Genomic DNA, 26,402 nt, shown 5'->3' with positions numbered 1-26,402 from the left:
TACGCTGCGCAGAACGCCTACGCGCCGCGATTGAGCACGCCGTGCGGCATCCAGGCGACGAATCGCCGGTCACGATCGGCGCGGGGGGTGGCGCATACGGATGGCCTGGACTCCTGGGAAGCGTTGTATCAGCGGGCCGACGTCAAACTGTATCAAGCCAAACGGGCGGGCCGGAACCGGGTCGAGGCAGAGTAAAATCCGCCCCCCATGCGCTTTTCCGACCTCACCCATCGCCTCACCGCCCTAGGCGCCCTGCCCGTCCACCGTGGCCGGGTCGTGCGCGTCTGGTTGAACGGGCAAGCGCTCGACACCGGGACACGGCGGCGTAGTGCCGAGCACTTCCTGCCTCTCGCACTGCGTGATGCCATTCCCGCCTTGACGTCGGAACTGGATGGCCTTGCCCAGATCCGCTCCGAACACGCCGGCAGCGACGGCTCGCGATTGCTTGTCGAGCTGGCCGACGGGCAGATGGTCGAAAGCGTGCTGCTGCCGCGGGACGGCCTGTGCGTTTCCACGCAGGTGGGCTGTGCGGTCGGCTGTCGGTTCTGCATGACCGGCAAGAGCGGCCTGATCCGTCAGGTCACGAGCATGGAAATCCTTGCCCAGGTCGTGCTGGCTCGGCGTCAGCGCGCGGTGAAGAAGGTTGTCTTCATGGGCATGGGTGAACCGGCGCACAACCTGGACAACGTGCTCGAAGCCATCGACCTGCTCGGCACGGAAGGCAATATCGGCCACAAGAATCTGGTGTTCTCGACCGTGGGCGATCAGCGTGTGTTCGACGCCCTGCCGAAGCAACGCGTCAAACCGGCGCTGGCGCTGTCGCTGCACACGACCAAAGCCGACCTGCGCGCCCACCTGCTGCCGCGCGCGCCGAAAATCGCGCCCGAAGCACTGGTTGAACTTGGCGAGCAATACGCTCGCGACACGGATTACCCGATCCAGTATCAATGGACGCTGCTCAAGGGCATCAACGACGGCGACGACGAACTCGATGCCGTCGTGCGTCTGCTCAAGGGCAAGTACGGCGTCCTGAACGTCATCCCCTTCAATAGCCTCGAAGGGGATGACTACCAGCGCCCTGATGCAGAGCGTATCCGCGCGATCGTCCGCTATCTGCACGGCCGTGGTGTGCTGGCCAAGGTCAGGAACAGCGCTGGGCAGGACGTGGACGGCGGCTGTGGCCAGCTGCGCGCACGCGCGGTGGGCGCGGCGCAGGTGGTTGAACTGCGGCGAAAGCCGGCGTCAGTTGACCAGGCCGATCACCGGTAAGCGGATGTGGCGCGCATCACCCTTTAAACGCAAGGGCCAGAAGTTGTCGATGGCCTAACAAGTCGGCGTGGCTTGGCCCGCAGCAACAGGACGCTCAACCACTTGGCGCAGCCGCTCACTAATGCCTACGGAGTGCGATACATCGATTGTGCAAGTCTCCAAAATTCTATCGGTGTTCGTGACCCTATGAAACGTCTGCTGCCCCTCGCTCCTTGCCAGTCCAAAATGATGCGGGTACAACAGAGTCAAGCGCTCACAACCATAAAGGCTGCCATAGGCCATCATTTGATAAACGTCTTGTTGCGAAACCCCTAGCTTCTTGTCCTCGATATCGCTGCTTATCCGCTTCCATTTCGTATCGATGACTTGCAGCACCTGGCCCCCCTTTTTGATCAGGATGTCGGGTTTGGTCTGGAACAGACCACCCGCATTCCTGTGCGTCAGGCAATACACCAGTCCGCCCTGACTCACTACGCGCAAACCTCGGCCAGCCAAGCTCCGTCGCAGAATTCGGGAAACGTAAGTCTCGAACAACTCATTCATGGGAAACAGCAAGGAATAGCCGGACGAGTCTCCAACTGACGACGTCTGAAATCTGTTGCCTAACAACAATTGGGCAATGTTCAACAGTTCTTTCCAACGAACGTTGGTACGATCGAGAACTACGTCACTCCAACGAAGATCCGAAACGGCAATGTCAGAAACGTCGGCGTAGGCGAACGCGAGCTCACTCAGTCGGCGCTGGTTGGCAACGCTCTTGGTCATTCGCTGCAACCGTGCCACCGCAGCCTTCATGATCTGATTCAGGACGATGTCCGACGATAGGGCGTCAAAGCGGCACGCAAGACGTGAAGGGCTGGCAGCCAACACAGTGAATTGCCGCACCACGTCCAAACGCCCCCTCAATGCGCTCAAATCCTCTTCATGAGCGATGTACCGTCGAGGCATGCCTTGGTGTACGGCGGCAAGAAGCTTCTCCGAAAATACCCGAACAAGGATTTCGAGAAGATTGCTGCCTTGCCCTAACGCCGTCATTTGTCCCACGTCGATCTTGATATCGAGTGCTTCCATGAGCATATGGACCAGACGAATCCGAACGCTTCCCTCCTGGGATTTGTCCGTGACAGGCAGGCAGTCGATTTTCGGAAGTATTTCCAAAACGCAGTCCCCGGTGGCGACAACACCCACCATGCCGCGTGCGCGGAGCGCCTTTCTTCCATGTTCGATCACGCCCTGCCCGCCCTCGCCTGCTAACGATGAAGCGGCCGCCACTGCCGCTATTCGATCAGCTGCGCGAATCGGAATCGTCTGAACGTTATCTGGGTCTTCGCCATACTCGAGCTTTCCCCATTCGAGGACGGTCCGACGGATCATGGCTTGAGCAGTCCAGAGTAGTCAAAGTTGTCCTGGACGCTCCAGGCATATCGAACCCGCTCGTCGCCATCGGCGTCCAGCCCAGGAGGCGCGACTAGTTTCCTGCGATCGAGAAAACCAGGCTTACGGCCCCTTTCACCTTGATTGGCGTCGCCCAAGATTGCGGCTACTTTGCTCCAGTCTTCATAGGAGTATTCAGCGAGCAGGGGAATCACTTTGTGGCGCATCACATTGTCGACTTGCTCTCTGGAATCGCATCCTATGAAGTAGGCGTGTCCAATTTGATGCTCTCGATCAAAGAGATACTCGATTCGCTCATTGATGGTATTGAGCACTGTGGCCAAATCGATGCCATCGACAGTCTTCAGTACCTTGGGATCTGGCATCAATTCCTGAAACTCGAAGCGGCGGCGCAGCGCCGTATCAAGCAAGGCGATCGACCGATCCGCGGTATTCATGGTGCCGATGATGTGCAGGTTTGGAGGCACACCGAACTCCTGGTTGGAGTAAGGCAAGGTCACCTTGATCTCGTTGACGCAGCCAAGCCGTTTGTCAGTCTCAAGCAGGGTGATCAATTCCCCAAAAACCTTTGAGATGTTTGCCCGATTGATTTCGTCGATGACTAGCACATACGGCTTGGCAGTCGCAGCAGGACTAATTGCCTTGTCACCCAAAACAAGCTCTTCGAGCGCATCCCAGTTCACCAGGGTCGTATTCAACCGATAAATCGTCTGGCGACGGAAATAGTTCGGATAAAACTTCGCGCGGAGCGCACCTTCAGGATTGATCCAAATCCATTCAACCTTGCGACGGTGCGGGTGATAATCGGCCGATTCATCGAAATAATACTCGCCCGTGACTCGGCCAAACGCCCGAACATAGTCTCGGCCATCAGACAAAACCACGTAATCGCCCACTCGCATTTGCGACCGGAATGCGAAAAGCATCTCAACGTTGGCCTCCCGACCGGAGCCAATCGGATAGTTCTGCGCCTCCCATTCCTTGCGTACTTCCGGGCCGCTATCGAATCTTGAGTCTGACCAATCGATCTTTCCTCCCCAGCCCAGGTGTATAAGACCGTTGTCCAAGCCCTCGGCAATCCGGTCTTCTTCGACTCGCTTCTGCCCCAGCGCCATTTTAAATATCGGACGTTGGCGGTCGAGGTGCATCTTGTCCGTATCACTTCCGGTGTCCAGATGGGCTCGCTCGCAGATTCGCTTGAAGATGCCATCCTTCGTAGCCAATCGAAATCCGCCTGTTGCCGGTACCAAGCCATCGCTTTCATCATCATCCTGCGAGCTATCCGACGGTTCGGTTGTAGGCCTGAGACCCTCAACAAATTCCTCATAGGAGTAAGACTGATGAAACGTGACGAACTCGATTCGCTTTTCCGCGACCAGCCGACGATACGTTTCCATCAAGCGCTGACGGCCCCCCGCTTCTAGCAGCTGACCCATTTCATCTGCGCCTAAGCAAAGCTGAACCGCTTCCAATGCCGTTCTGTAGGTCTTTCCTGTTCCCGGAGGACCATACAAAATCAGATTAGTCGCGGTCTGCGTAGGCTGTAGCATCTTGCTCACTTTTGATGTCAGGTTGAAGGTGAAACGGGTCGTAGAGCCGTTGTCGGGGCCTTGCTGTTCGGGAGGAGGGACGGACGCGTACTCAAGAAATATTTTTCCACGGAGAACTTGACAAACATTGGGCAAATTCTGCTTCAATCCCAGTTCTTTATGAAGTGTTCCTGAAGTAATAGAGACGGTGGCATCACCCCGTTCACGCGCGGGACCAATATAGTTGGTCAAGGCATATGCGCGGATCCAATTCGCGCCGCTAATTAAATGCGCGTATTGATCCAGGGGCACGGGATGTAGTTGACCTTGTTCATCAACAATTAGATAGCCGGTGTTATGCAGCAACGCCCCAGCGGAGAGGGGTTGGGACCATCCGCCGTTAATCGACGTTACCCCGCGGGCGATAGCGGCAATAGCTTTGCTGGGATAGGCAGGGTATTTGCGTTGACGCGAGGGCCGAACCCAAAACTCCCTGGGCGAAGCAAACGTCGGATATCTCTCGCTGAACCCTTTCCGACCAAGCTCGTCGTATATGGACATCGCTTTTTCCACTGCGCTTCGGTCAAGTTCGATAGCGGAAGATCCCTGATCAATTACTTCTTCATTAGCCACGACTGCTCCGTGATATCTGATCTAGTTGTCTCGCGACAAAACTGAATTCGCTCCGACTTTCCAAATTAAGCCTTAATCCCGGCGAATGTAATAACTGAAGCAACGGCCAAGGTTACCTCTTGATACATCAATTCAGGGTGACGTCCCCTTTTTGGTCGCATGCCGCAGCCACCCCGCCACCGCCTGCACGGCCACCGACGCGTCCCGCTCGCCAAACATCGCCAAGTGATACGTGTGCCCGTCGATCTCGGGCCCGAACGGCTGCACCAGATGCCCGGCCCGCAACTCATCGTCCACCAGCGCCAAACTGACCAGCGCAATCCCATGCCCCGCCACAGCCGCCTGTATCGCGTGGCCTTCATCTGAAAACCGCAACTGCCCGCCCTCGGGCGGCAGCGGGCGCCCAGCTATTGAAAACCAGCGCTCCCACGTTGGATTCTCGGTTTGCGCGCGTTTCCAGTCGAAGCGGATCAACGGCACTCGCGCCAGATCATCCGGCGACACGACGCCCAGGCGCGGATTGGCGACCGGCGCGAACCGGTCGGTGAACAGCGGCTGCGTCACCAACCCGGGATACGGCCCGCGGCCATAGCGGATGGCGATGTCGACCGTGGACGAGCGCAGGTCGACGAGGTCGTCGCTGGCCTGCAATTGCAGGTCGATATCGGGATGCAGCCGACGGAAATCAGCCATGCGAGGCACCAGCCACTTCACGGTGAAAGCGTTGGTTGCCGAGATGCTGACTTGCGCCCGCGTGCGCTGCTGCGTGAGGCGCGCCAAGGTGGCCTCGAACTTGTCGAAGCCGTCGCGCAGCACGGGGTAAAGCTGCGCCCCGGTTTCGGTCAGCGTGACCTTGCGCACCTGGCGATCGAACAGCGCGAGGCCAGTACCCGCCTCGAGCGCGCGGATCTGGTGGCTGACGGCGGTGGGGGTGACGGCGAGTTCCTCGGCGGCGGCCTTGAAGCTGCCCAGGCGGGCGGCGGCCTCGAAGGCGCGCAGTGCGGATAGCGGAAGGGACCGGCGTTGCATGGGCGGCTGGCTTATAAATGAGTTTTTCTCGTCTTATAGCTGACAAACGAACCTTTGTCACGGTTCAGTCGCAAAGCCTACATTGGCATCACCGGACACCAGCCCCCATATTCCCGTCCGGTCATAGATGAAGGAATTCGCATCATGCTCAAACAAGTCATCACCCAGCCCGACAATTACGCACCCTTCCTGCTGTCGCAGGGCATCCAGTTCAACAATCTGCTTTTCATCTCGGGGCAGGCCGGCGCCGCCGACGACGGAAAGATCGTGGACGGCGGCTTTCTGGCGCAGGGCGAGCAGGCTTTCCAGAACCTGCGCCGCGCGCTGGAAGCCGGCGGCTCCAGCCTGAAGGACGTCATCAAGGTCACGATCTTTGTCACCGACATGGGACATTTCGACGACGTGGTGGCGCTGCGCCGCAAGTTCTTCTCGGCGCCCTACCCGGCTGACACCATTGCGGAGATCAAGGCCCTGTATGACCCGGCCGCGATGATCGAGATCGAAGCCATCGCCGCGGTCCGCCAATCGGAGGGCCAGTGAAATGACCACGCTTAGCAAGCGTCCGCGGAACGACGCGCCGACGCCACCCGCCACGCTGTTCACGCCGCTGCGCGTGGGCGCGCTGAACCTGCCCAACCGGCTGGCCGTCGCCCCCATGACACGCGTCAGCGCCACGGCGGACGGCCACGCCACCGCGCAGATGGCCGAGTATTACGAGGCTTTCGCCGCCGGCAGCTTTGGCCTGGTGATCACCGAAGGCATCTATACAGACAAGGCCCATGCGCAGGGCTACCTATTCCAGCCCGGTCTGGCGGACGACGCGCAGCGCGAAGCCTGGCGGCCGGTGGTGGACCGTGTGCATGCTCGGGGTGGACGCATCATTGCGCAGCTCATGCATGCGGGTGCGCTGTCGCAGGGCAATCCGCATCGGTCCGGGACCAAGGGACCGTCGGCGGTGCAGCCAGCCGGACAGCAGATGACCTTCTACCGCGGCCAAGGGCCCTACCGGATGCCGGAAGCGATGACGATCGATGAGATCGCCGAGGCGGTCGACGGCTTTGCGCGGGCGGCGCGCCGGGCGCAGGAAGCTGGGTTTGACGGCGTGGAGATACACGGCGCCAACGGTTATCTGCTGGACCAATTCCTCGGCGCCCACACCAATCTGCGCCAGGACCGTTATGGCGGCAGCGTGGACAACCGCCTGCGTCTAACCGTGGACGTGATCCAGGCGGTACGGCAGTCGACGCCGGCGGGCTTTGTCGTGGGCGTGCGCAGCTCGCAGGGCAAGGTCAACGACTTCACCCACAAGTGGCCGGGCGGCCAGGACGAGGCCGCACGGATCTTCGGCACACTGGGCGCGCAGCCCATCGATTACCTGCACACCACCGAGTTCGAGGCCTGGCGTCCCGCCTTTGGCGAGGACGGCCCCAGCTTGGCGGCGCTGGCGCGCAGGCACGTCTCGGTGCCGGTGCTGGCCAACGGCTCGTTGCATGACGTGGCGCGGGCCGAAGACCTGATGGCCCGGGAAGAGGCGGACTTCGTTTCGCTGGGGCGAGGCGCGCTCACGCATGCCGACTGGCCGGCCAGACTGCGCGCCGCCCAGCCGCAGGAGGAATTCGACCGAGGCCTGCTTGCGCCGATCGCCGATCTGGACAATGCGGTCCGCCATCGCGCGCTGGCTCAGCCTGCCTGATCTGTGGGCGAAATCCCGAGGATGAGATCAATCGGCGAGACAGGTCGGCGTGATCAATCGCTCACGCCGGCTGAGTCTGATTGTCGCGTCGGCACGGGCAGGACGCGGGTGCGCCCTGCTCGCGCTTCGCGCCTTTCGGCTCCCTGCACCCCGTCCCGGCCTCGCCGGCGGCGGATCAGCCCGCACGCAGCAAGGACTGACAGATCCACGTCCCGATGCCGGTGATTGCGGCATCGCCATGCGCCATCCCCATCACCTGCAACCCCAGCGGCAAGCCATCGACGGCCATCAACGGCACGTTGATCGCGGGCGCGCCCAGCAGTGACGACGCGCATGCAAAGGAGACGTCGCCCGTCGGATACTTGCTGTCGCGGATGTCGGCCGCGATGGGCGCCGCGCCGCAGGCATTCAGGCTCACCAGCGCATCGCATTGCGTGGCCAGGGCCGCCAAGCATTGGCGCGCGTGTTCGCGCAGCAGCAGGCATTCGCGGTATTCGGCCAGCGTCATGCCGCGGCCGCTTTCCAGTTGCCGCACCAGGCTGGGACCCAGCGTGTTGGGGTGGTTGGCAACCAGATTGGCCAGCGACCAGCGCTGCTCCCAGGAGATAAGCCGCAGCGACAGGGGCGCCGCCTGCGAGATGGCGCGCTCCAGCGCGTCGACCAGCGGCGAATCGCCACGGCGGATGATCGTCACGCCTTGCCCGGACAGCTTGGCGAGGCTGGCCTCAAACGCCGCGCGGGCATTCGGTTCCGCGCGCGCCCACCCCTCGGTTTCCAGCGCGACCAGCCGAGCAGGCTTTTGGGCCGAAGGCGGATGCAGCGGACCATACAAGCCCGGATGCCCCGGGTCGCCGCCTGCGCGCTGGGCGATTTCCGCCGCCGCTGTCCACATGTCCTCGACGGAATTGGCATGGATGCCGATGTGGGCCTGGCTAAGGCCCAGCCGTTCGCCACGATTGAGCGCGCCGAACGTCGGCTTCAAGGCCCAATTGCCGTTGTAGCTGGCCGGCCGCAGCACAGAGCCCACAAGCTGCGATCCGATGGCCATGGGCACCATGTTGGCGCCCACGACGGCGCCCGACCCGCTGGACGATCCGCCCGGCGTGCGGCGGGGGTCGAACGGGTTGGTCGTCGGACCGGGGTCGAGAAATCCCAGCGCCGTCGTGACGGTCTTGCCCAAAATGATGGCGCCGGCATCGCGCAGCGCACGCACGACGGCGCTGTCGTTCTTCGGGAAGTTGCCATCGAACGCCGCGCAGCCCATCTGCGTGGGCATATCGCGTGTTTCGATCAGGTCCTTGATGCCGACCGGCATCCCGTCGATCGCCGACAGCGGGCGGCCGTCGCGGTAGCGCTGGGCGCTGGCGTCGGCCGCGGCGCGGGCGCCGGCCTCGTTCAGGACGACCCAGCCCTTGAGCTGGCCCTCCCGCGCGGCAATCACTTCCAGACAACGTTCCAGGTAATCACGCGGCGAGTCGCGGCGTTCGGCGAAGTTGGCGCGGGCGTCATGAAACGTCAGCGCGGTGTGGGTGCTGGGATCGTAGGTCAAGGTGTGGCTCCGGTGTCTTATTCGCTGCTTTTTATTCGCTGCTCTTGATGCCGAGGGTCCGAATCAATGCGCTCCATCGGGCATATTCGGCGCGGAAGAACGTATCGAATTCGGCCGGCGTGCCTGGCTGCACCAGCAGATTGATGCCCTTCAGGCGTTCCTGGATCGCGGGCTCGGCCAGCACCTCGTTCAGGTCGCGGTTGATCTTCAGCTTGATGTCGTCGGGAATGCCGGCGGGCGCGAACAGGCCGTACCAGGCCTCCAATCGCAGCCCGGGCAGGCCCGCCTCGGCCGCTGAGGGCACGGTGGGCAAGGCCTCCAGACGCTGCGGCGACGCCACGGCGTAGGCCTTGAGCCTGCCGGCCTTCACGTGGTTGATGACGTTGCCCGACGCGAACTGCACCAGCAGGTCGACTTCGCCGCCAATCGCCGCCATCGAGGCCTCCAGCGCGCCCCGGTAAGGCACGTGCATCACGTCCACGCCGGCCTCGCGCTTGAAGATCTCGGTGAACAGCTGCAGCGACGATCCCGAGCCGTTGGACGCGTAGGTGTACTTGCCCGGTTCGGCGCGAAAGCGTTTGATCAGCGTGGCCAGATCGGCATCGTCGATGCCCGGGCGCGTGAGGACCAGGACCGGCAGGCTGCCGATCTTGCCGATGCGCGCCAGGCCGTTCTCGACGTCCAGCTTGGCGTTGGGATTCAAGGCGGGCAGCGTGGCCAGTTCGTTGAAGGTCAGCATCAAGGTGTAGCCGTCGGGCTTGGCCCGGGCCACGTAGTCGGCGCCGATGAGGGTGCCCGCGCCCGGTTTGTTCTCCACCACGACAGGCTGCCCCCAGCGTTCGGCCAGCCGCGGGCCGATCAGGCGGGCCAGGATGTCGGCGGTTCCGCCGGGCGTGGTCGGCACCACGATGCTGACGGGACGCTGCGGATAGCCGGCCGCCGTTGCGGGTCCGGCCAGCACTGCGGCGCCGCAGAGGGCGGCGATTCCGATCCGTCGAGCCAATGTTCTAAACATGGATTTCCCCTTATGGATGTTTCTTTTGGCTGCTCTTGCGCCGCGAAGTCGGGGCGGCCGTGCCATCTTGGGCGTTTGGGCATCAGGGTTCAAACGACTTTATCTATGGCACACTTAACTTTTTGTTAACTGAACCACCCCGATGACCGCCCTGCCTCCGCTCAATGCGCTGCGCTGTTTCGAGGTTGTCGGCCGTCTGGGCAGCATTACCAGCGCGGCCGAGGAACTCAGCGTGACGCCCGCTGCCGTCAGCCGCCAGATCCGCCTGCTGGAGGAACATCTGGGGCTCCGCCTGTTCCTGCGCCAGCACCGACGCATTGTGCTCACCTCCATGGGCGCGGGGTATCACGCCGATATCGCGCGCCTGTTCGGCGGGCTGCAGCGCGCGACGTCCGAACTGGGCGAGCGCTCGCGCCGGCGCCAGTTCGTCATCAAGGCGCCGCACAGCGTGGCCATGCGCTGGCTGCTGCCGCGCCTTTCCGGGTTTCACCGCCAATATCCCGACATCGACGTCAAGCTCCACACGGCCGTGGACGCGCCGGACTTCGAGCGCGAGGAAGTGGACGCCGGCATCTGCATGGGCGACGGCCGCTGGCGGGGCCTCGTCAGCTACAAGCTGATGGTCAATGAGTTGCTGCCGGTGTGCATTCCGGAAAAGCGCGCCCGGCTGCACACGCCCGCCGACCTGAAAGGCGAGATCCTGCTGCACACGCTGGCGCGCCCCGACTACTGGGAAATCTGGCTGCGGGCGGCCGGTCTGACGGAGATCGATGTGTCGCGCGGTTTGCGCTACGAGTCGTCCGCGCTGGCCTACGAGGCCGCGTTGGAAGGTTACGGCGTGGCCATCGCGCAAAAGCCGCTGGTGCAGAAGGAACTGGACGAAGGCCGGCTGGTTGCGCCGTTCGACCTGACTGTGGATCTGGGCGCGCAAAGCTATTACTTCGTGCTGCCGCCCGAGGACTACCGAAGGCCCTCGCCCGAGCTCACGCAATTTCGTGCCTGGGCCGAGTCGTGCGCGATCTAGCGGGCGCGGCAAAGGCGTACGGTCGCAATCGCCGTGCCGCGCCCCGGCCTGCGTGACAACCGTGCCACCCGCCCTGCCCGCGCATTAGGCTACAGTGCAGGGTCGCCCTCAAGGCCCGCGCCGTCATCGCCGCGCATCAACGAATCCAGGAGCAGTACCGCAGTGAACGACACTTCCACGCCGGACACCGACATTTCCGACGCGCCCAAGGAACAGGAAGCCAGGCTCTGGCGCGACGACGGCTGGACCGCGCGCGTCATCAAGAACGAAGACGACGACGGCTGGGCCGTCGAAATGACCAAGGACGGAGAGGCCGAACCCGCCCTGGTGGGCCCCTGGACCATGGGCCGCGACAAGAAGAACCCGAAGCCGCTCGACTCGCCTGCCTTCATCACGCTGGTCAAGACCGCCAACGAAGTCCTGCGCCGCCACGAACAACAACTGCACGCTACGCTGCACAAAAGCGTAAAGATCGACACCGACGATGGCCGTGTGACCATCAAGCTGGACATCGTGCCCGACGAGGACGAGCCCTATGCCACGCTCAGCGCCTACGACGAATTCGGCGACCAGCTCGCACAGATCCGCGTGCCGCCAACGTACAAGCTGAACGTGCAGCGGGCGTCGGAATGGGCGGCGGGCGGGTTCGGCAGAGAGGGCTGATATCCGCGGCCTGTGAAAGCACCGCCCGAGCACGCGCCAAAGCGTGCCCAGGCGGGCGGTTGCCGGGTAGTGCGCTGCCGCTTGTCGCCACATCGCGGCTTCTCTTAGAATGCGGATGATTCTCATTTTTCACGGTGCCGGTATTCTCCAGCCCCGCGACGCGCTGGAGGGCAGGATGTCCGCGACTGAGTTTGCAGTGCCGCAGCAGGGCATCGATGTCCTGTACGCGAATCACCATGGCTGGCTGAAAGGATGGCTGCGGCGGCGGCTGGGAAATTCATCCGATGCCGCCGATCTTGCGCACGACACCTTCATGCGCCTCCTGGTCCGCGGCGACACCGTCGAGGTGCGCGAGCCACGCGCGCTGCTGACCACCGTGGCCCAAGGCGTGGTGTCCAATTTCATACGGCGCCGCAGGATCGAAGAAGCCTACCTGGCCACCCTGGCCGACCTGCCCGAGCTTGAAACGCCCGGCCCCGAAACGCGCGCCATCCTGCTTGAAACCCTGGTCGAACTGGACCGCCGCCTGGATACGCTGGCTGCTCCCGTGCGCCGGGCGTTCCTGCTGTCTCAGTTGGAAGGCATGAAGCAGGCCGACATTGCCGCCACGCTGAACGTCTCACTGGCGACCGTGCAGCGCCATATCGCGAAGGCCGCGCACCTTTGCTTCTTCGGCGCCTGAGCATCGGCACGGCCGTAGCCGCCTGTTCCAAGAACGCCCGCTTCCCCATGCCCAACTCGCCCGCGGACCCGAGCCCGACGGCCTTCCCCCAGCTTGAGGGCCCGCCATTGCCCGCCAGCGTCAGCCTGCGCGCCGTGGACTGGCTGGTCGCCCTGCAGGCGCCCGACGCCAGCGACGCCACGCGCGAGGCCTGCCGGCGCTGGCGCGAGGCCGACCCCGACCACGAGCGCGCCTGGCGGCACATCGAGACCTTTGGCCAGCAGTTGCGCGGATTGAACACGCCGCTCGTACGCGGCGCGCTGACGCGCGAGGGCCGGAGCCGTCCCGCGCGGCGCCAGGCCGTCAAGGCGCTGGCGGTGGCGCTGTTTGCCGGCGGCGGCGCCTGGCTGGCGCGCGACAACCTGTGGCGCGGCTGGCAGGACTGGCAGTCCGATCACCACACTGCGGCCGGAGAACGCACGAGCATCCTGCTGGCCGACGCCAGCCGCATCGACCTGGACACGGCAAGCGCCATCGATGTCCGGTTTGACGGCTCGCAGCGCCTGGTCCGCCTGCTGCACGGCCGGATCCTGATCGCCACCGCGCCCGATCCGGCATCCCAGGCCGGGCGCCCCGCTCGTCCTTTTCTGGTGGAAACGGCGCAAGGCCGCGTGCGGGCCCTGGGCACTCGCTACAGCGTGCGGCAGTTCCCTGGCCGCAGCCACGCCGCGGTGTTCGAGGGCGCCGTGGAAATTCGCCCCGAACACCAAGCGGATACGCCGCACGTCATTCACGCGGGCGAACAGGCGTCGTTCACCCGCGACGCCGTCGGCCCCACGCGGGTGGCTGACCCGCGCGATGCGTCATGGTCCGTGGGCATGCTGGTTGCGCAGGACATGCCCCTGTCCGACTTCATTGCAGAGCTTGCCCGGTATATGCCCGGCCGGCTGGCCTGCGACCCCGATGCCGGCCGCCTGAAGGTCTCGGGCATCTATCCGCTGGACGACACCGACCGGGTGCTGGACATGCTGCGCCGGACGCATCCGATCGACGTCGACCAGGTGACGCGCTATTGGATCACCGTGCGCCTGCGCGGCGCCTAGCGCCGCGGCGCGCCTCGCCTCGCCGCGCCACGCATCGGCCCCAAAACTTTTTCGCGCCAACATGAGGGGTTTCCGTTTCCCAAGTGGCAAACCTAATAGAAGCCACATTTTTTCAACCGGAAACCGGACCATTCATGCACCCCCGTCAGTCTCGGCGCGCCGCGCGCCTCATCGCACGCAATACCCTCGCGCTGGCGGCAAGCCGCGCCCTCTGGCTCACGGCATCGGGCATCGCCCTGTCGGCCGGGACGGATGCCGTACACGCCCAGGCCAGCGTGAAAAGCTACGCGATCCCCGCCGGGTCGCTGGAAAGCGCCCTGACCCGCTACGCCCTCGAAAGCGGTTTGATGTTGTCCTATTCGGGCAGCGACATCGCGGGCAAGCGCAGTCCCGGCTTGCAGGGCAGCTTTGACGCGCCCGAGGCGCTGGCCAGGCTGCTGGCCGGCACCGGGCTGGCTGCCCGGCCACAGCCGAATGGCGGCTACATCCTGCGTCCGGTACCCGGCAGTCAGCCGGGCCAGGACGCCGCGCAAACCCTGCCCGCAGTGACGGTGACAGGCGTTGCCGAGGAATCCGCCTTCGGCCCGGTGCAAGGCTTTGTGGCCCGGCGCAGCGCAACCGCCACCAAGACGGACACGGCGCTGCATGAAACGCCCCAGTCCGTATCGGTGATTCCGCGCGACCAGGTTGTCGCGCAGGCGGCGGACTCGCTGGACCAGGCACTGGGCTACACGGCCAGCGTCCAGCCGCTGGAAGGCGGGGCGCTCAGGCACATCGGCACGGGCTTCACGATCCGTGGATTCAACGTTACCGGCGCGGCCCCGCTGTACCTGAACGGCACCAAGTTCCCCATCAACTCGCTCAGCGGCGCCATTGAGCCCTACAACTTCGAACGCATCGAGCTGCTCAAGGGACCGGCCTCGATCCTGTACGGCCAGGCCGCGCCCGGCGGCATCATCAACCTGGTCAGCAAGCGCCCCACGGCGGAGCCGCTGCGCGAGCTCGAATTGCAGACCGGAAGCTGGAACAAGAAGCAGATCGCGATGGACCTGGGCGGTCCGGTCACCGAGGACGGCAATGTCCGCTACCGCCTGACCGGACTGGCGCGCAACAGCGACAGCATGGTCGACTACATCAACAACGACCGCACTTCGCTGGCCGGCGCGCTGGAGTGGCAGATCAGCGATGCAACGCTGATCACGTTCCTGGCCAGCTACAGCCGCACCGATAGCCCCTACGATGTGGGCAAACCTCTGGAAGGCACCCTGCTGTCCAACCCCAATGGCCGCATTTCGCGCTCGCGCTTCGTTGGCGAACCGGACTTCGACCGCTATGTCACAAAGGGCGCCACGCTGGGCTACCTGCTCGAACACAAGCTGAACGACGACTGGAAGGTGCGCCAGAATCTGCTGACCTACAAGCAGCGCGCCGACAATCAGTACGCCGCGGTAGACACGCGCGTGGACGAGTCGGACCCGGCCCTGGCCACCCGCTATGCCCTGACGCGGTACGACACCGACAAGGGTCTGGCCGTGGACAACCAATTGCTGGGCAAGCTGCGCCATGGCAGCTTTGAACACACGCTGCTGTTCGGCATCGACTGGAGCAAGAACGAGTTCTCGCGCTCCCAGAAATTCGGCTCCATCGCGCCGCTGAACCTGTACCACCCCGTCTATGGCGCCCGGCCGGACCTCGGCCCCGCCGGTTATGGCGAAGACAGCACGCGCCAACTGGGCTTTTACGCGCAGGACCAGATCAAGTTCAACGAACGCTGGATCGCGCTGCTGGGCGGGCGCTACGACTCCGTGCGTACCGAGTCGACCCCGGGCACCGGCGCACAGAACTCCCACGCCTTCACGCCGCGCGTCGGCCTGATGTATCTGTTCGACAACGGCTTGGCGCCCTATTACAGCTACAGCAAGTCGTTCCAGCCCGTGACGGGACTGGACTTCGCCGCCAATCCCTTCAAGCCGACCACGGGCGTGCAGCACGAGATCGGATTGAAATACGAACCAAAGGGCGTGGATGCGTCGATCACGTTCGCGCTCTACGAAATCACCCAACGCAATGTCCTGACCAGCGACCCCGACCACGTGGGATTTCTGGTGCAGACGGGCGAAGTCCGCTCGAAAGGCGCGGAAATCGAGGCCCGGGCCAGCCTGAACCGGCAACTGGATCTGGTGGCCGCCCTGGCAACGACGGACGCGCGCGTGGTCAAGAGCAATTTCGGCAACGAAGGATCGCGGCCCGAATCGGTCCCGCGCAACATGGCATCGCTGTGGATGGATTACCGGTTTTCGTCCGTGCCGGGCCTGAGCGCGGGCGTGGGCGTGCGCTATGTGGGCCGCCAGGAAATCAACGAATTGCCGATACCGTCGTACACCACGTATGACGCAGCGGTGCGCTATCAACTGGACAAGTGGCAGTTCGCGCTGAACGTGAAGAACCTGACCAACAAAACCTATGTGGCCGCGTGCCCCTACACCTGCTATTACGGCGACGAGCGCAACATCACGCTGACGGCGCGCGTGAACTGGTAGGCCGCGTTCGTGTCGCATTTGGGATAGCCACGCTGTCGCATCCTGGTTTGGCCCTGGCGGCTGCGATCCATAGACTTGGGTTTGCCGACTGACGCGGGCCAAGAGAACACCACGCCCAGCAAGTTCCCCCCGCGTTTACGGCCCCGGCTTCACCAAGAAAGCCGTGAATCGCTCAGATTGCAAAGAAGGGGAAACATGCAAACCACCGAGTACGAGCGCCTGGACGGCCTTGCTCTGGCCAAATTGCTTGAACGCGGCGAAGTCACGTCCGCAGAACTCATGGATTGCGCCATCGAATTGGCCGAGCAGCGCAATCCCGTCCTGAACGCCCTCACCTATCCGCGCTACGAAGAATCGCGCGGCATCGCCGCCGGATGGACGCCGCGCGGCCCGTTTCGCGGCATTCCCTTCCTGCTGAAGGACTCCGGCTTCGCTCACAAACGATTTCCGTCAAGCATCGGTTCGGCGCTGTTCAACGGCACGACCTACCCTTACGCGGCAACCGTCGCAGACCGCTTCGAGGCGGCGGGCCTGATCCCGTTCGCGCGCACCACGGTTCCCGAGCTGTGCATGGCGGGCACCACCGAGGCCGTGCGTAACGGCGGCGCGACGCCCAACCCGTGGGACCGGACCCGCTCCGCGGGCGGCTCCAGCGGCGGCGCCGCAGCCGCCGTCGCAGCGCGCATCGTGCCCGTCGCCCACGGCAGCGACGGTGGCGGCTCCATCCGGATTCCGGCCGCGTGCTGCGGCGTGTTCGGATTGAAGCCCTCACGAGGCCGCGTGCCGATGGGTCCGGCGAAAGGCGAAGGATGGGCGGGCATGGCGACGGACGGCGTATTGAGCATTTCCGTGCGCGATACGGCGGCGGCGCTGGACATGATCTCCGGCTACGAAGCCGGCGCGCCCTATGCCGCACCGCCCAAGCCGCGCGCATTCCTGGAGGCCGTTCACGAATCGGCTTCGCGGCCGTTGCGCGTGGGCTTCCTGCGCACCGCGTGGAACGGCATCGCCATCGCCCCCGAGTGCGATGCCGCCGTCGCGCACACGGCATCGCTGCTGGAAGCCTTGGGCCATGACGTATTCGAGGCCACGCTGCCCGGCATCGACTATGACGGCTTCGTGCACGCCCACGGCAGCATCCTGGCCAGCAACATCGTGGTTGCCGTCGAAGGCCGTCTGAAGACGCTGGGCCGCAACCTGCAAGCGGGCGACCTGGAATCGGTCATCCACGACGGGTATCTCGTCGGCAAAGGCCTGGACGCGGCGTCCTACATCGACGCCGTGGCCCGCCTTCATGCCGTGGGCCGCGCCTTTGCCGCCGCCATGGCGGACCTGGACGTCCTGCTCACTCCCACGCTGGCGCAGCTTCCGTGCAAGCTCGATTATCTTGCGCTGAACACGTCCGATGGTCTCGGCTTTCGCGAGTACCGGGCGCGCGCCGCCACGTATTCCACCTTCCTCCCTGTCATTAACGGCGCGGGCCTGCCCGCGGCCAGCCTGCCCTTGTCCTGGACAGACGCGGGTCTGCCCGTGGCCACCCAACTGATCGGCCATTTCGGTCGCGAAGACATCCTGCTCGAACTCTCGGCGCAGCTTGAGCGCGTGGCCCCTTGGGCCGCGCGCAGACCGCAGTTCGGCTGACCAGACGGGCTCGCGGCCGAGCCTCGTCCATTTCGCCTGTTCCACCCTCACTCTGAAGGTACCGGTATGAAATTCACGCTTCCCGGACTGGGCCGCCTCTGCGCGCCCGCCGTTCTTGCTCCCACCCTTGTCTGCGCCATCGGAATCGCGCCTGTCAGCGCGCTGCACGCCGAAACCACGGCCAGGATCGTCATGCAGGCGCCGCTTCGCGTCGTCGATCCCATCCTGACGAATGCCTACATCACCCGCAACCACGGCTACATGGTCTTCGACACGCTGTTCGCCCTGGATGCCGCCGGAAAGCCCCAGCCCGAAATGGTCGAAAGCTGGCAGGAAAGCGCGGACCGGCTCACCGTCACTCTGACGCTGCGCAAAGGCCTGACGTTCCATGACGGCACGCCGGTAACGGGCGAAGACGTCGTCGCTTCGCTCAAGCGCTGGGGCCAGCGTGACGTCCTGGGCCTGCGCCTGATGGCCGCTACCCGCAGCCTGGAAAGCCCCGACGCCAGCACGGTCATATTCCACCTGAAGCAGCCGTTCGGCATGCTGATCGAAGCGCTGGCCAAACCGGCCTCGCCCGTGCCCTTCATCATGCCCAGCCGCATCGCGGCGGTGCCGGTCTCTCAACCGATCACCGAGGTAATCGGTTCGGGTCCGTACAAATTCGTGGCGGCGGACTTCCAGCCCGGCGTGAAGGCGACGTACGTGAAGTTCACCGGCTATGTGCCGCGCGCGGAACCCGCCAGCGGCTTTGCCGGCGGCAAGGTGGCCATCGCGGACCGGATCGAGCTGGTCAGCATTTCGGACTCGCAGACCGCCGTGAACGCCTTGCGACGCGGCGAGATCGACTTCGTGGAAGATGTGCCGCCGGATCTGATGCCGCAGCTCAAGGATGCCAAGAACGTTGCGCTCAAATCCTATGGCGACAGCACCAACATCTTCACGATGCGCATGAACTGGCTACAGCCGCCCTTTGACAATCCCAAGGTGCGCCGCGCGGTGCTTGCCGCCGTGTACCAGGGCGATTACCTGGCCGCGCAGATCGGCGACGAGACCATGTACCGCCTGTGCGGCGCCGTCTTGAGCTGCAACTCTCCGTATGCCTCCGAAGCCGGCGCCACCCAGACGAAAGAGCCCGATCTGGCGCACGCGAAGGCCCTGCTCAAGGAAAGCGGCTATGACGGCAGCAAGGTGGTGATCCTGCACCCCACCGATCTGCCGGTGCTGTCCAGCCTGGCGTCCGTGACCGCGCAGGCGCTCAAGACCATCGGCATGAACGTCGAGATCCAGTCCATGGACTGGGCCACCCTGCTGTCCCGCTATTCGAAGAAGGATCCGGTGGCGCAAGGCGGCTGGAGCATCTTCCAGACGGGCTTCACCAGTCTGGACCTGATGAACCCGCTGACCAATCCCAACCTGGATGGGCGCGGCGAAGCCGGCTACATCGGCTGGACCAAGAGCGACGAGATGGAGCGCCTGCGCGACCAGTTCGCCGAGACCGGCGATGCGGCTCGACGCAAGGAAATCGCCCTTGCCATCCAGAAGCTCAATTACGACCAGGTGTTCTTCATCCCGCTGGGCACGTACTCCAAGATGAAGGGATACAACCCGGCCAAGCTGGGGCGCATGACCGACGCGCAGATTCCTCTCTTCTGGTAGCGCGCAACGTCTCAGCCCGGCCGGCCGCCCCCGGACCGGCCCGGGCAATGGAAAGGCATATTCATGATTGAACTCATCATCAAACGCCTCCTGGCGGCGATCCCCGTCATGCTCATCGTCGCCACGGTGGTGTTCCTGCTGCTGCGCATGGCGCCCGGCGATCCCGCGCGCGTCATCGCCGGCGACATGGCCAGCGAGGAATCCATCGCCCAGATCCGGACGGAAATGGGCCTGGACCAATCGCTGGGCACGCAATACCTGCGCTGGATGGGCGCGCTTGTTCAGGGCGACCTGGGCCGCTCCATCCAATCCAGGCAGCCGGTGACCTCGCTCATCACGGCGCGGCTGGGCCCGACCTTCTCGCTGGCGGCGTGCGCGATCCTGCTGACCATTGCCACCGCGATTCCGCTGGGCGTGCTGGCGGCGTGGCGCCACCGGGGCCTGGCGGACCGCGGGATCATGGCCGGCGCCGTGCTGGCGTTTTCCATGCCCGCATTCGTCGTGGCGTATCTGTTGATTCTGGTGTTCTCGGTCCATCTGGACTGGCTGCCGGTGCAAGGGTACTCGCCGCTCGACGAAGGCATTGGCCGATATGCCCAGCACCTGTTGCTGCCGACCGTGACGCTGGCCATGGTGTTCGTCGCGCTGATCACGCGCATCACGCGGGCCAGCCTGCTGGATGTGCTGGGGGAAGACTTCGTGCGCACCGCCAGGGCAAAGGGCGTCACCGAACGCTTCGTGCTGTTTCGCCACGCGCTGCGCAACGCCGCGATTCCCATCGTCACGATTGTCGGGGTGGCGCTGACCACCCTGATCAGCGGCGTCGTGGTGACCGAGACCATCTTCAATATCGCCGGCGTCGGCCGCCTGATCGTGGATTCCGTGCTTGCCCGGGACTACCCCGTGGTGCAGGGAACCATCCTGTTCTTCTCGTTCATCTACGTCTTCGTCAACCTGCTGATCGACATGGCGTATGTCGTCCTCGATCCCCGCATCCGCTATTGAACCGCCGACGATCCGGAGCTGACTCATGCCCCCCACCCTTCCCGCCACCCTCCTGCCCGCCGCACCGCCATCGCGGCTGCGCCAGGCCATCACCGCCCTGATCCACGACCCTGTGATGCTCGGCTCTTTGCTGCTGCTCCTGCTGCTGGTGGCGCTGACCGTGGGCGCGCCGTGGCTCACTTCCCATGACCCCGGCACGCTCGCGCCGCGCGCGCGGCTGCAGCCCTCTTCCGATGTGTATTGGCTGGGCACCGATTCCCTCGGCCGCGACCTGCTGTCCCGGGTGCTCTACGGCGGCCGCCTGTCGATCACCCTTGCCGCGCTGGTCAGCGTAATCGCCATCGCGGCAGGCCTGGCCATCGGACTGGCCGCCGGGTATGTCCGCCGGCTCGATGCCCCCGTGATGCGATTGATGGACGGCATCATGGCGATCCCCGGCCTGCTCCTGGCGGTGGCGATGGTCGCGCTGGGCGGCGCCAACATCGTGACGATGGTCATCGCCATTTCGATTCCCGAGATCCCCCGCGTGGCCCGGCTGGTGCGCGGCGTCGTGCTGTCCGTGCGCGAGGAACCCTATGTCGAGGCGTCGCTCGGTTCCGGCACGCCGGCCCTGAAGGTGTTGTGGTGGCACATTTTGCCCAGCACGATCAACCCGTTGGTGGTGCAAGCCACCTTCGTCTGCGCAGCCGCCATCCTGACCGAAGCCGTGCTGGGCTTCCTGGGACTGGGCTTTCCACCGGAGATTCCCAGCCTGGGAAGCATCATCGCCGAGGGACGCCCCTTCTTCCAGCGCGCCCCCTGGATCGTGCTGTATCCGGGCGTGTTCCTTGCCCTGCTGATCCTCGCCGTGAACATGTTCGGCGACGCCTTGCGCGACCGCCTGGATCCCCGACTCTCCCGCAAATCGAAGGGCTGACGCCATGAACCCAGCATTCCCCCAGGCCCCGACGGCCGGCGCCCCCGACTCCCCCATCCTTGACGTGCGCAACCTGAAGGTGCGCCTGCCCGGCAGCGGCGATCGCAGATATGCCGTGGACGACGTGTCATTCACCGTTCGTGCCCGCGAAATCGTCTGCATCGTGGGCGAATCCGGGTCCGGCAAGTCCGTGACGTCCAGCGCCATCATGGGCCTGTTGCCCAAAGGGACGCTCACGCTGGAAAGCGGCCAGATTGCGCTGTCGGGCCGCGATATCACGCACGCCGGACGGGACACGCTGCAGAAGCTGCGGGGCAACCGGATGGCAATGATCTTCCAGGAGCCGATGACGGCGCTCAATCCGCTCATGCGCGTCGGCGACCAGATTGCGGAGGTGTTCGAGTTCCACGCGAAGACGCTCGGGCGCGAGGCGGTGGCCAGCCGTGTCCTGGCCCTGCTGTCCGATGTGCGCCTGCCCCATCCCGAAAAGCTCCAGCATGCGTACCCCCACCAGTTGTCGGGCGGTCAGCGCCAACGCGTGATGATCGCGATGGCGCTGGCGATGGAGCCGGGCTTGATCATCGCGGACGAGCCGACCACGGCGCTGGACGTGACGTCGCAGGCGCAGGTCTTGCGGCTGCTCAACGACCTGCGGGGCCGCCACGACAATGGCGTCCTGTTCATCACCCACGACTTCGACGTCGTCGCGGAGATTGCCGACCGCGTCGTCGTGATGCAGGCGGGGCGTATCGTTGAGCAGGGCACTGCCGCCGATGTGCTTGAGCGCCCCCGCCACCCTTACACGCAGCGCCTGCTGGCAGCGCGCCCGCGCGGCGATTTCCGCGCCAAGCCGCTGGAACCGGCAGACATGCCGGCGCTGGAGGTCCGCGACCTGACCCTGCGCTTTGAAACCCGGTCCCTGTTCAGATCCCGGCGCCGCCGCGTCGATGCGCTGGGCGGCGTGTCGTTGCAGTTGGCGCGGGGCGAGACGCTGGGCATCGTCGGCGAGTCAGGCTCGGGAAAGACTACGCTGGGCCGCTGCCTGGCCCGCTTCGCCTCCCCGACGTCGGGAGAGATTTTCATCGATGGGCAACCGGTCGGCAGGCTGTCCGGACCGCAGGCGCGTGCTTACCGAAAACGCGTGCAGATGGTGTTTCAGGACCCCTTCCGCTCGTTCAACCCGCGCCGCAGAATCGGCCGCACGCTGGCGGAAGGCCCTCTGAACTTTGGGGCGCAACCCGCGCAGGTTCACGCCCGCATGATCGAGATGCTGGAGCTCGTCAGCATGGATCCCGGCGCGCTGGACCGGTTTCCGCACGAGTTCTCGGGCGGACAGCGCCAACGCCTGTCAATCGCCCGCGCGCTGATGATGGAGCCGGAAATCCTGATTGCCGACGAAGCGGTCTCCGCGCTGGACGTTTCGGTGCAGGCGCAGATCCTGGACCTGCTGGAATCCATCCGGGAACGGCTGGGCGTGAGCATTGTTTTCATTACGCACGACCTGCGCGTCGCCGCACGCCTGTGCCATCGCATCGCCGTCATGCAGCGTGGGTGCGTGGTGGAAATCGGCGCGGCACGGGATGTGTTCCTGCAGCCATCCAGCGACTACACCCGGGAACTGATCGCTTCCATTCCGGGCCACGCCCCAACGGCGGGAAGCCCAGGAAAGGCGTTGTTCGAATCCGACGCGGGCACCGCCCGCTCGCCTGCCCTTTCAGGACTGTGCGGCGATGCCGGCTTCTGATGAGGGGTCCACCGCACGCAGCAGCCGGCCCAGGTGGCCGCTGCTGGAAAACCCCAATTCGGCGCTGACTCTCGCCGCCGGCTCGCCCATGGCAAGCCGCTGGCGCGCGGCCTGCGCCAGGACCATGCGGCGCAAGGAAATGGGAGACTGGCCATAGGCTTCCATGCAGGCGCGCTGCAGCGTGCGCGTGGTGGCGCCGAGCACGCTGGCCGAATCGGCGATCGCCGGCAACGGCTGCCCCGCTTCCAGCCGCTCGCGCAAGAGCTCCAACCATTGCCGCGCCAATGGCAGCGGCGCCTGCGGCGTCAGAACCTGGCCGTGAATCCGGTGCGTCGCATCCAGTTGGGTGATCAACGCCTCCACCAGCATCGGCAGCGCCGACGCCGACAACGCCGGCTTCCAGAGTGCGTCCAGCATGGCCTGCGCCGCGCCATCCAGCTGCAGCACGCCCCCCGCCCGGCAGGCCCGTAGCAATTCCGGCGCCAGATAGAGCTCGCCATGCTGTTGCGAAATGCTTTCGGCGCGCGTGCTGTGTTCGACATGGGACGGCAGCAACAACGCCTGGCCTCGGACCAGCCGGCAGCGGCGGCGCGCGCCCGCCTCGTCCCGCCAGGCGCTGTCCAGCGCGCCGGCCCGGGGCCAAAGCAGCATGGCGCAGTCGTGTTCGTGCCAATGGAAGGCGTAGCGCGGCTGCCGGCTGGCAGCCAGGGCGAAACCTGTCTGGGCGATGAGGTCCTGTTTGGAGGAAAGCGGGACGGAACGCGACATGAGGGAGTGCGGGCGTGTGGTGCGCCGGGGGATGCCCGGCAGCGGCAAGATTGGGCGTTGGGCCAGTATCGGCGCGCGGCCGCTTTCATGCAAGCCCGGCGCGGGCGCGTGGTTTCCCTTGTCGCGCTTGGGATCGGCTACTGTCGCGTCGCGGTTCGCCGCCGGCACGCCTGCTTCTTACGATCTGGGTCATTCGACAAACACACAAGGGGAAATCCATGAATCGCACACTTCCGTCGGCGTTGCTCTGCGCCGCCCTGCTTGCCCTGCCGCTTGCCAGCGCCCTGGCCGAGCCCGCCTGGCCGGACAAGCCGATCACCCTGATCGTGCCCTTCCCGGCCGGCGGCGGCACGGATCTGGTGGTGCGGACGTTGCAGCCTGCGCTGACGCGCGAACTGAAGCAGACCGTGATCATCCAGAATGCGGGCGGCGCGGGCGGAACCGTGGGCTCGGGCCAGGCCGCGCGCGCCAAGCCGGACGGCTACACCGCGCTGGCCGTCACGACCAGCACCACCGCGCTCGCCGCCCACCTGTACAAAAACCTGCCATACAAGCCGGCCCAGGATTTCGATTACATCGGCTTCATCGGGACGTCGCCTTATGTGCTGGCGGTGCAGCCCGCCCTGAAGGCAGCCACGCTTGCCGAACTGGTCGGCGCGCTGAAAGCGCGCCACGTCGGCACGTATGCCTCGGTGGGCGCCGGCACGGTGTCGCACCTGCTGGGCGAGATGTTCAAGAAAGACGAGAAACTGGATCTGACGCACGTTCCCTACCGTGGCGCGGCGCCCGCCTACACGGATCTGATCGGCGGTCAGGTCGACATCATGTTCGACAACCCCGTGGGCCTGGCGCCCTTCGTGCAGAGCGGCAAGCTGATCGCGGTGGCGACCACCAGCGCCACCCCCATCCTGCCCAACGTCCCCACCTTCGCGGCGCAGGGCATGCCGGCCTACACGCAATCGCTCTGGTATGGCCTGGCCTTTCCCAAGGGCACGCCGCCGGCCATCGTGGAAAAGATGAACCTTGCCCTGAACACGGTACTGCGGGACCCGGCCATTGCCGCCGACCTGGCGGCCAAGGGCGTGGACGTCAAACCCGGCACGGCCGACTCGCTGACTCAAACCGTCTCACACGACCTCACCTTCTGGGGCAACCTCATCACCAAGACCGGAGTCCAGTTTGACTGACCTTCACCCCACCCCCCTTCCCGCCCAGCCTCCCGCCGGTCAGGCGGCCCTGCTGCGCGTGTTCGTCGATTCGTCCCAGCCCCTGCAAGGCGGAAACCCGGTGCCGTTGGTGCTTGACGCGCGCGGCATGTCGGCCGCCGACATGCAGGCCCTGGCCGCCCATCACGGCCACGAATCTTCCTTCGTGGTGCCGGCCGACCGCGATGACCACCTGTGCCAACTGCGATTTTTCGTGCCCGGCCACGAAATGGAGATGTGCGGCCACGCAACGGTGGGCACGCTCTGGGCCCTGCGGCAGTGGGAACGCTGGAGCACGCCGCGCGCACGCGTTCAGACCTTGAGCGGCAGCGTGGACATCGAGTGGGACAACGCCGGCAATCGCGCCTGGGTGTCGCAACCTGCCGTTGTCACCTCAGCGCTCACGCCAGCGCAATGCCGCGCGATCGCCGCCGTGCTGCGCATCGATCCCGAATTGCCCGGCCTGCACATGATCAATGCCAGCACCAGCCGCGTAAAGACGTTGGTGCGGATGCCGACCGTGGCCGACCTGGATGCCTTGGCGCCGGACTTCGATGCGATGCGGGACATCTGCGAAGCGATCGGCTCGACCGGCCTCTATCCCTATGCGCTGAGCGAGGACAGCGCCAGCGCGCGGCAATTTCCCAAGGCGTCCGGCTACCCCGAGGATGCCGCCACCGGCATTGCCGCCGCGGCCTTGTGGGGTTACCTGAACGAGACAGGCAGCGTGCCGGCGGACCGGGTATACACGGTCCGCCAGGGCGTGGCCATGGGCTCGCCGTCGGCAATCCAGTTGCGCCGGCGCGCAGACGCCCCCGGATGTTGGTTGAGCGGCGAAACGCAATGGATGCGGTAACCCGCCTCTGTACGGCCGAGTCGCGGCTGACCGCGGCCGGCTGGCGCCTGCCCGCCGCGCCCGTTCCGCGCGGCGCCTATGCGCCCTACCACCTGGCAGCCCTGAGCGGCGCAACCCTGGTCTGCGTCAGCGGCCAGGCCAGCCGGCGGGACGGCACACCCATCGTCGGAATATGCGGGCATGGCGCCGATCTGGACGCGGCTCGCGCGGCGTGCGCGCAGGCTGCACTGAGCGCGCTGAGCGCCCTGCGCCAAGCCTGCGGCGGCGATTTGGACCGCGTGCGCGCCGTCCTGCAGTTGCGCGGCTATCTGCGCAGCGAGGCGGAATTCGAAGACCACAGCGCGGTGCTGGACGGTGCATCACAAGTGCTGCAGACCGCATTCCCGCACATGCCGCGTCCGGCGCGCAGCGCGGTGGGCGTGACCAGCCTGCCAGGCCGCAGCTGGGCCGAAATCGAAATCAGCGCGCTGCTGGACGACCGCAGCTGACCCCGCCAACCCGCCCG

General features: G+C 65.1%; 22 protein-coding genes. 16 read left to right on the top strand and 6 right to left on the bottom strand.

Features of this window, described 5'->3' with window-relative positions:
- Nucleotides 1-207: 207 nt before the first annotated feature.
- A complete protein-coding gene (locus ASD71_RS24100) occupies nt 208-1,269 on the top strand; it encodes an RNA methyltransferase (RefSeq protein WP_056570490.1) in 1,062 nt (353 codons plus the stop codon).
- 54 nt (nt 1,270-1,323) lie between these two features.
- On the opposite strand, the gene ASD71_RS24095 is transcribed toward ASD71_RS24100, so the two are convergent.
- The 3 genes from ASD71_RS24095 to ASD71_RS24085 all read right to left on the bottom strand — a co-directional run bounded on the left by ASD71_RS24095 (nt 1,324) and on the right by ASD71_RS24085 (nt 5,855).
- Complete coding sequence (locus ASD71_RS24095) at nt 1,324-2,643, bottom strand: McrC family protein (RefSeq protein ID WP_056570488.1); 1,320 nt, start codon at nt 2,641-2,643, stop codon at nt 1,324-1,326.
- Nucleotides 2,640-4,826 (bottom strand): AAA family ATPase, encoded by a 2,187-nt coding sequence (locus ASD71_RS24090; protein ID WP_156395266.1) that lies wholly within the window; start codon nt 4,824-4,826, stop codon nt 2,640-2,642. The genes ASD71_RS24095 and ASD71_RS24090 overlap by 4 nt, the downstream gene beginning before the upstream one ends.
- 132 nt (nt 4,827-4,958) lie before the next feature.
- A complete protein-coding gene (locus ASD71_RS24085; RefSeq protein WP_056570485.1) occupies nt 4,959-5,855 on the bottom strand; it encodes a LysR substrate-binding domain-containing protein in 897 nt (298 codons plus the stop codon).
- 144 nt (nt 5,856-5,999) lie between these two features.
- On the opposite strand from ASD71_RS24085, the gene ASD71_RS24080 reads away from it, so the two are divergent.
- Together ASD71_RS24080 and ASD71_RS24075 are read left to right on the top strand one after the other, a co-directional pair.
- Complete coding sequence (locus ASD71_RS24080; RefSeq protein WP_056570483.1) at nt 6,000-6,395, top strand: RidA family protein; 396 nt, start codon at nt 6,000-6,002, stop codon at nt 6,393-6,395.
- A 1-nt stretch (nt 6,396) separates the two neighbouring features.
- Nucleotides 6,397-7,548: an NADH:flavin oxidoreductase gene (locus tag ASD71_RS24075; protein ID WP_056570481.1), complete on the top strand. Its 1,152-nt coding sequence runs from the start codon at nt 6,397-6,399 to the stop codon at nt 7,546-7,548.
- Between the two features lie 175 nt (nt 7,549-7,723).
- Here the strand turns inward: ASD71_RS24075 and ASD71_RS24070 are convergent, their stop codons facing one another.
- Both ASD71_RS24070 and ASD71_RS24065 read right to left on the bottom strand, forming a co-directional pair.
- The gene (locus ASD71_RS24070) at nt 7,724-9,097 is read right to left on the bottom strand and encodes an amidase (protein WP_056570479.1); all 1,374 of its coding nucleotides are present in this window, start codon (nt 9,095-9,097) and stop codon (nt 7,724-7,726) included.
- A 31-nt stretch (nt 9,098-9,128) separates the two neighbouring features.
- Complete coding sequence (locus tag ASD71_RS24065) at nt 9,129-10,112, bottom strand: tripartite tricarboxylate transporter substrate binding protein (protein WP_056570477.1); 984 nt, start codon at nt 10,110-10,112, stop codon at nt 9,129-9,131.
- A 142-nt stretch (nt 10,113-10,254) separates the two neighbouring features.
- On the opposite strand from ASD71_RS24065, the gene gcvA reads away from it, so the two are divergent.
- The 10 genes from gcvA (at nt 10,255) to ASD71_RS24015 (ending at nt 23,068) form a co-directional block, all read left to right on the top strand.
- A complete protein-coding gene (gene gcvA, locus ASD71_RS24060) occupies nt 10,255-11,136 on the top strand; it encodes a transcriptional regulator GcvA (RefSeq protein ID WP_056570475.1) in 882 nt (293 codons plus the stop codon).
- 162 nt (nt 11,137-11,298) lie between these two features.
- Nucleotides 11,299-11,799, top strand: coding sequence for a hypothetical protein (locus ASD71_RS24055; RefSeq protein WP_056570473.1), 501 nt, complete (start codon nt 11,299-11,301; stop codon nt 11,797-11,799).
- A 175-nt stretch (nt 11,800-11,974) separates the two neighbouring features.
- The gene (locus ASD71_RS24050; protein WP_056570471.1) at nt 11,975-12,481 is read left to right on the top strand and encodes a sigma-70 family RNA polymerase sigma factor; all 507 of its coding nucleotides are present in this window, start codon (nt 11,975-11,977) and stop codon (nt 12,479-12,481) included.
- Between the two features lie 47 nt (nt 12,482-12,528).
- Nucleotides 12,529-13,563, top strand: coding sequence for a FecR domain-containing protein (locus ASD71_RS24045; RefSeq protein WP_056570613.1), 1,035 nt, complete (start codon nt 12,529-12,531; stop codon nt 13,561-13,563).
- A gap of 134 nt (nt 13,564-13,697) precedes the next feature.
- On the top strand, nt 13,698-16,103 hold the full coding sequence (locus ASD71_RS24040) for a TonB-dependent siderophore receptor (RefSeq protein WP_056570469.1): 2,406 nt from the start codon (nt 13,698-13,700) through the stop codon (nt 16,101-16,103).
- Between the two features lie 195 nt (nt 16,104-16,298).
- Complete coding sequence (locus ASD71_RS24035; RefSeq protein ID WP_056570467.1) at nt 16,299-17,744, top strand: amidase; 1,446 nt, start codon at nt 16,299-16,301, stop codon at nt 17,742-17,744.
- A 66-nt stretch (nt 17,745-17,810) separates the two neighbouring features.
- Entirely contained in the window at nt 17,811-19,403 is a 1,593-nt protein-coding gene (locus tag ASD71_RS24030) for an ABC transporter substrate-binding protein (protein WP_056570465.1), read from the top strand.
- 63 nt (nt 19,404-19,466) lie between these two features.
- A complete protein-coding gene (locus ASD71_RS24025; RefSeq protein ID WP_056570463.1) occupies nt 19,467-20,408 on the top strand; it encodes an ABC transporter permease in 942 nt (313 codons plus the stop codon).
- Between the two features lie 25 nt (nt 20,409-20,433).
- Nucleotides 20,434-21,324, top strand: coding sequence for an ABC transporter permease (locus tag ASD71_RS24020; RefSeq protein WP_056570461.1), 891 nt, complete (start codon nt 20,434-20,436; stop codon nt 21,322-21,324).
- A 4-nt stretch (nt 21,325-21,328) separates the two neighbouring features.
- A complete protein-coding gene (locus tag ASD71_RS24015; RefSeq protein ID WP_056570459.1) occupies nt 21,329-23,068 on the top strand; it encodes an ABC transporter ATP-binding protein in 1,740 nt (579 codons plus the stop codon).
- Here ASD71_RS24015 and ASD71_RS24010 read toward each other — a convergent pair.
- Nucleotides 23,039-23,836, bottom strand: a complete 798-nt coding sequence (locus ASD71_RS24010) for a helix-turn-helix transcriptional regulator (protein WP_056570612.1) — start codon at nt 23,834-23,836, stop codon at nt 23,039-23,041. The two genes, ASD71_RS24015 and ASD71_RS24010, sit on opposite strands and share 30 nt — an antisense overlap.
- 218 nt (nt 23,837-24,054) lie before the next feature.
- Here ASD71_RS24010 and ASD71_RS24005 point away from each other — a divergent pair, with 218 nt between their 5' ends.
- Genes ASD71_RS24005 through ASD71_RS23995 form a run of 3 tightly spaced genes read left to right on the top strand, consistent with a single transcriptional unit; the run spans nt 24,055 to nt 26,385 of the window.
- A complete protein-coding gene (locus tag ASD71_RS24005; RefSeq protein WP_056570457.1) occupies nt 24,055-25,023 on the top strand; it encodes a tripartite tricarboxylate transporter substrate binding protein in 969 nt (322 codons plus the stop codon).
- Nucleotides 25,016-25,897: a PhzF family phenazine biosynthesis protein gene (locus ASD71_RS24000; RefSeq protein WP_056570455.1), complete on the top strand. Its 882-nt coding sequence runs from the start codon at nt 25,016-25,018 to the stop codon at nt 25,895-25,897. The genes ASD71_RS24005 and ASD71_RS24000 overlap by 8 nt, the downstream gene beginning before the upstream one ends.
- Entirely contained in the window at nt 25,885-26,385 is a 501-nt protein-coding gene (locus tag ASD71_RS23995) for a RidA family protein (protein ID WP_056570453.1), read from the top strand. Before ASD71_RS24000 ends, ASD71_RS23995 begins: the two co-directional genes overlap by 13 nt.
- Nucleotides 26,386-26,402 lie beyond the last annotated feature (17 nt).

Origin of the sequence: Achromobacter sp. Root565 (assembly GCF_001427425.1) — a bacterium.
Taxonomy (GTDB): domain Bacteria; phylum Pseudomonadota; class Gammaproteobacteria; order Burkholderiales; family Burkholderiaceae_B; genus Achromobacter; species Achromobacter spanius_D.
The sequence above is the reverse complement of the archived record's forward strand: the minus strand, read 5'-3'. Positions and strand labels throughout refer to the sequence as shown.

Bases quoted from the DNA above. Each gene is read 5' to 3' on its own strand.
- ASD71_RS24085 (WP_056570485.1), bottom strand. From the start codon at position 5,855: ATGCAACGCCGGTCCCTTCCGCTATCCGCACTGCGCGCCTTCGAGGCC.
- ASD71_RS24030 (WP_056570465.1), top strand. From the start codon at position 17,811: ATGAAATTCACGCTTCCCGGACTGGGCCGCCTCTGCGCGCCCGCCGTT.
- ASD71_RS24050 (WP_056570471.1), top strand. From the start codon at position 11,975: ATGTCCGCGACTGAGTTTGCAGTGCCGCAGCAGGGCATCGATGTCCTG.
- ASD71_RS24020 (WP_056570461.1), top strand. From the start codon at position 20,434: ATGCCCCCCACCCTTCCCGCCACCCTCCTGCCCGCCGCACCGCCATCG.
- ASD71_RS24080 (WP_056570483.1), top strand. From the start codon at position 6,000: ATGCTCAAACAAGTCATCACCCAGCCCGACAATTACGCACCCTTCCTG.
- ASD71_RS24005 (WP_056570457.1), top strand. From the start codon at position 24,055: ATGAATCGCACACTTCCGTCGGCGTTGCTCTGCGCCGCCCTGCTTGCC.
- ASD71_RS24095 (WP_056570488.1), bottom strand. From the start codon at position 2,643: ATGATCCGTCGGACCGTCCTCGAATGGGGAAAGCTCGAGTATGGCGAA.
- ASD71_RS24035 (WP_056570467.1), top strand. From the start codon at position 16,299: ATGCAAACCACCGAGTACGAGCGCCTGGACGGCCTTGCTCTGGCCAAA.
- ASD71_RS24015 (WP_056570459.1), top strand. From the start codon at position 21,329: ATGAACCCAGCATTCCCCCAGGCCCCGACGGCCGGCGCCCCCGACTCC.
- ASD71_RS24045 (WP_056570613.1), top strand. From the start codon at position 12,529: ATGCCCAACTCGCCCGCGGACCCGAGCCCGACGGCCTTCCCCCAGCTT.
- ASD71_RS24065 (WP_056570477.1), bottom strand. From the start codon at position 10,112: ATGTTTAGAACATTGGCTCGACGGATCGGAATCGCCGCCCTCTGCGGC.
- ASD71_RS24010 (WP_056570612.1), bottom strand. From the start codon at position 23,836: ATGTCGCGTTCCGTCCCGCTTTCCTCCAAACAGGACCTCATCGCCCAG.
- ASD71_RS24025 (WP_056570463.1), top strand. From the start codon at position 19,467: ATGATTGAACTCATCATCAAACGCCTCCTGGCGGCGATCCCCGTCATG.
- gcvA (WP_056570475.1), top strand. From the start codon at position 10,255: ATGACCGCCCTGCCTCCGCTCAATGCGCTGCGCTGTTTCGAGGTTGTC.
- ASD71_RS24075 (WP_056570481.1), top strand. From the start codon at position 6,397: ATGACCACGCTTAGCAAGCGTCCGCGGAACGACGCGCCGACGCCACCC.
- ASD71_RS24100 (WP_056570490.1), top strand. From the start codon at position 208: ATGCGCTTTTCCGACCTCACCCATCGCCTCACCGCCCTAGGCGCCCTG.
- ASD71_RS24040 (WP_056570469.1), top strand. From the start codon at position 13,698: ATGCACCCCCGTCAGTCTCGGCGCGCCGCGCGCCTCATCGCACGCAAT.
- ASD71_RS23995 (WP_056570453.1), top strand. From the start codon at position 25,885: ATGGATGCGGTAACCCGCCTCTGTACGGCCGAGTCGCGGCTGACCGCG.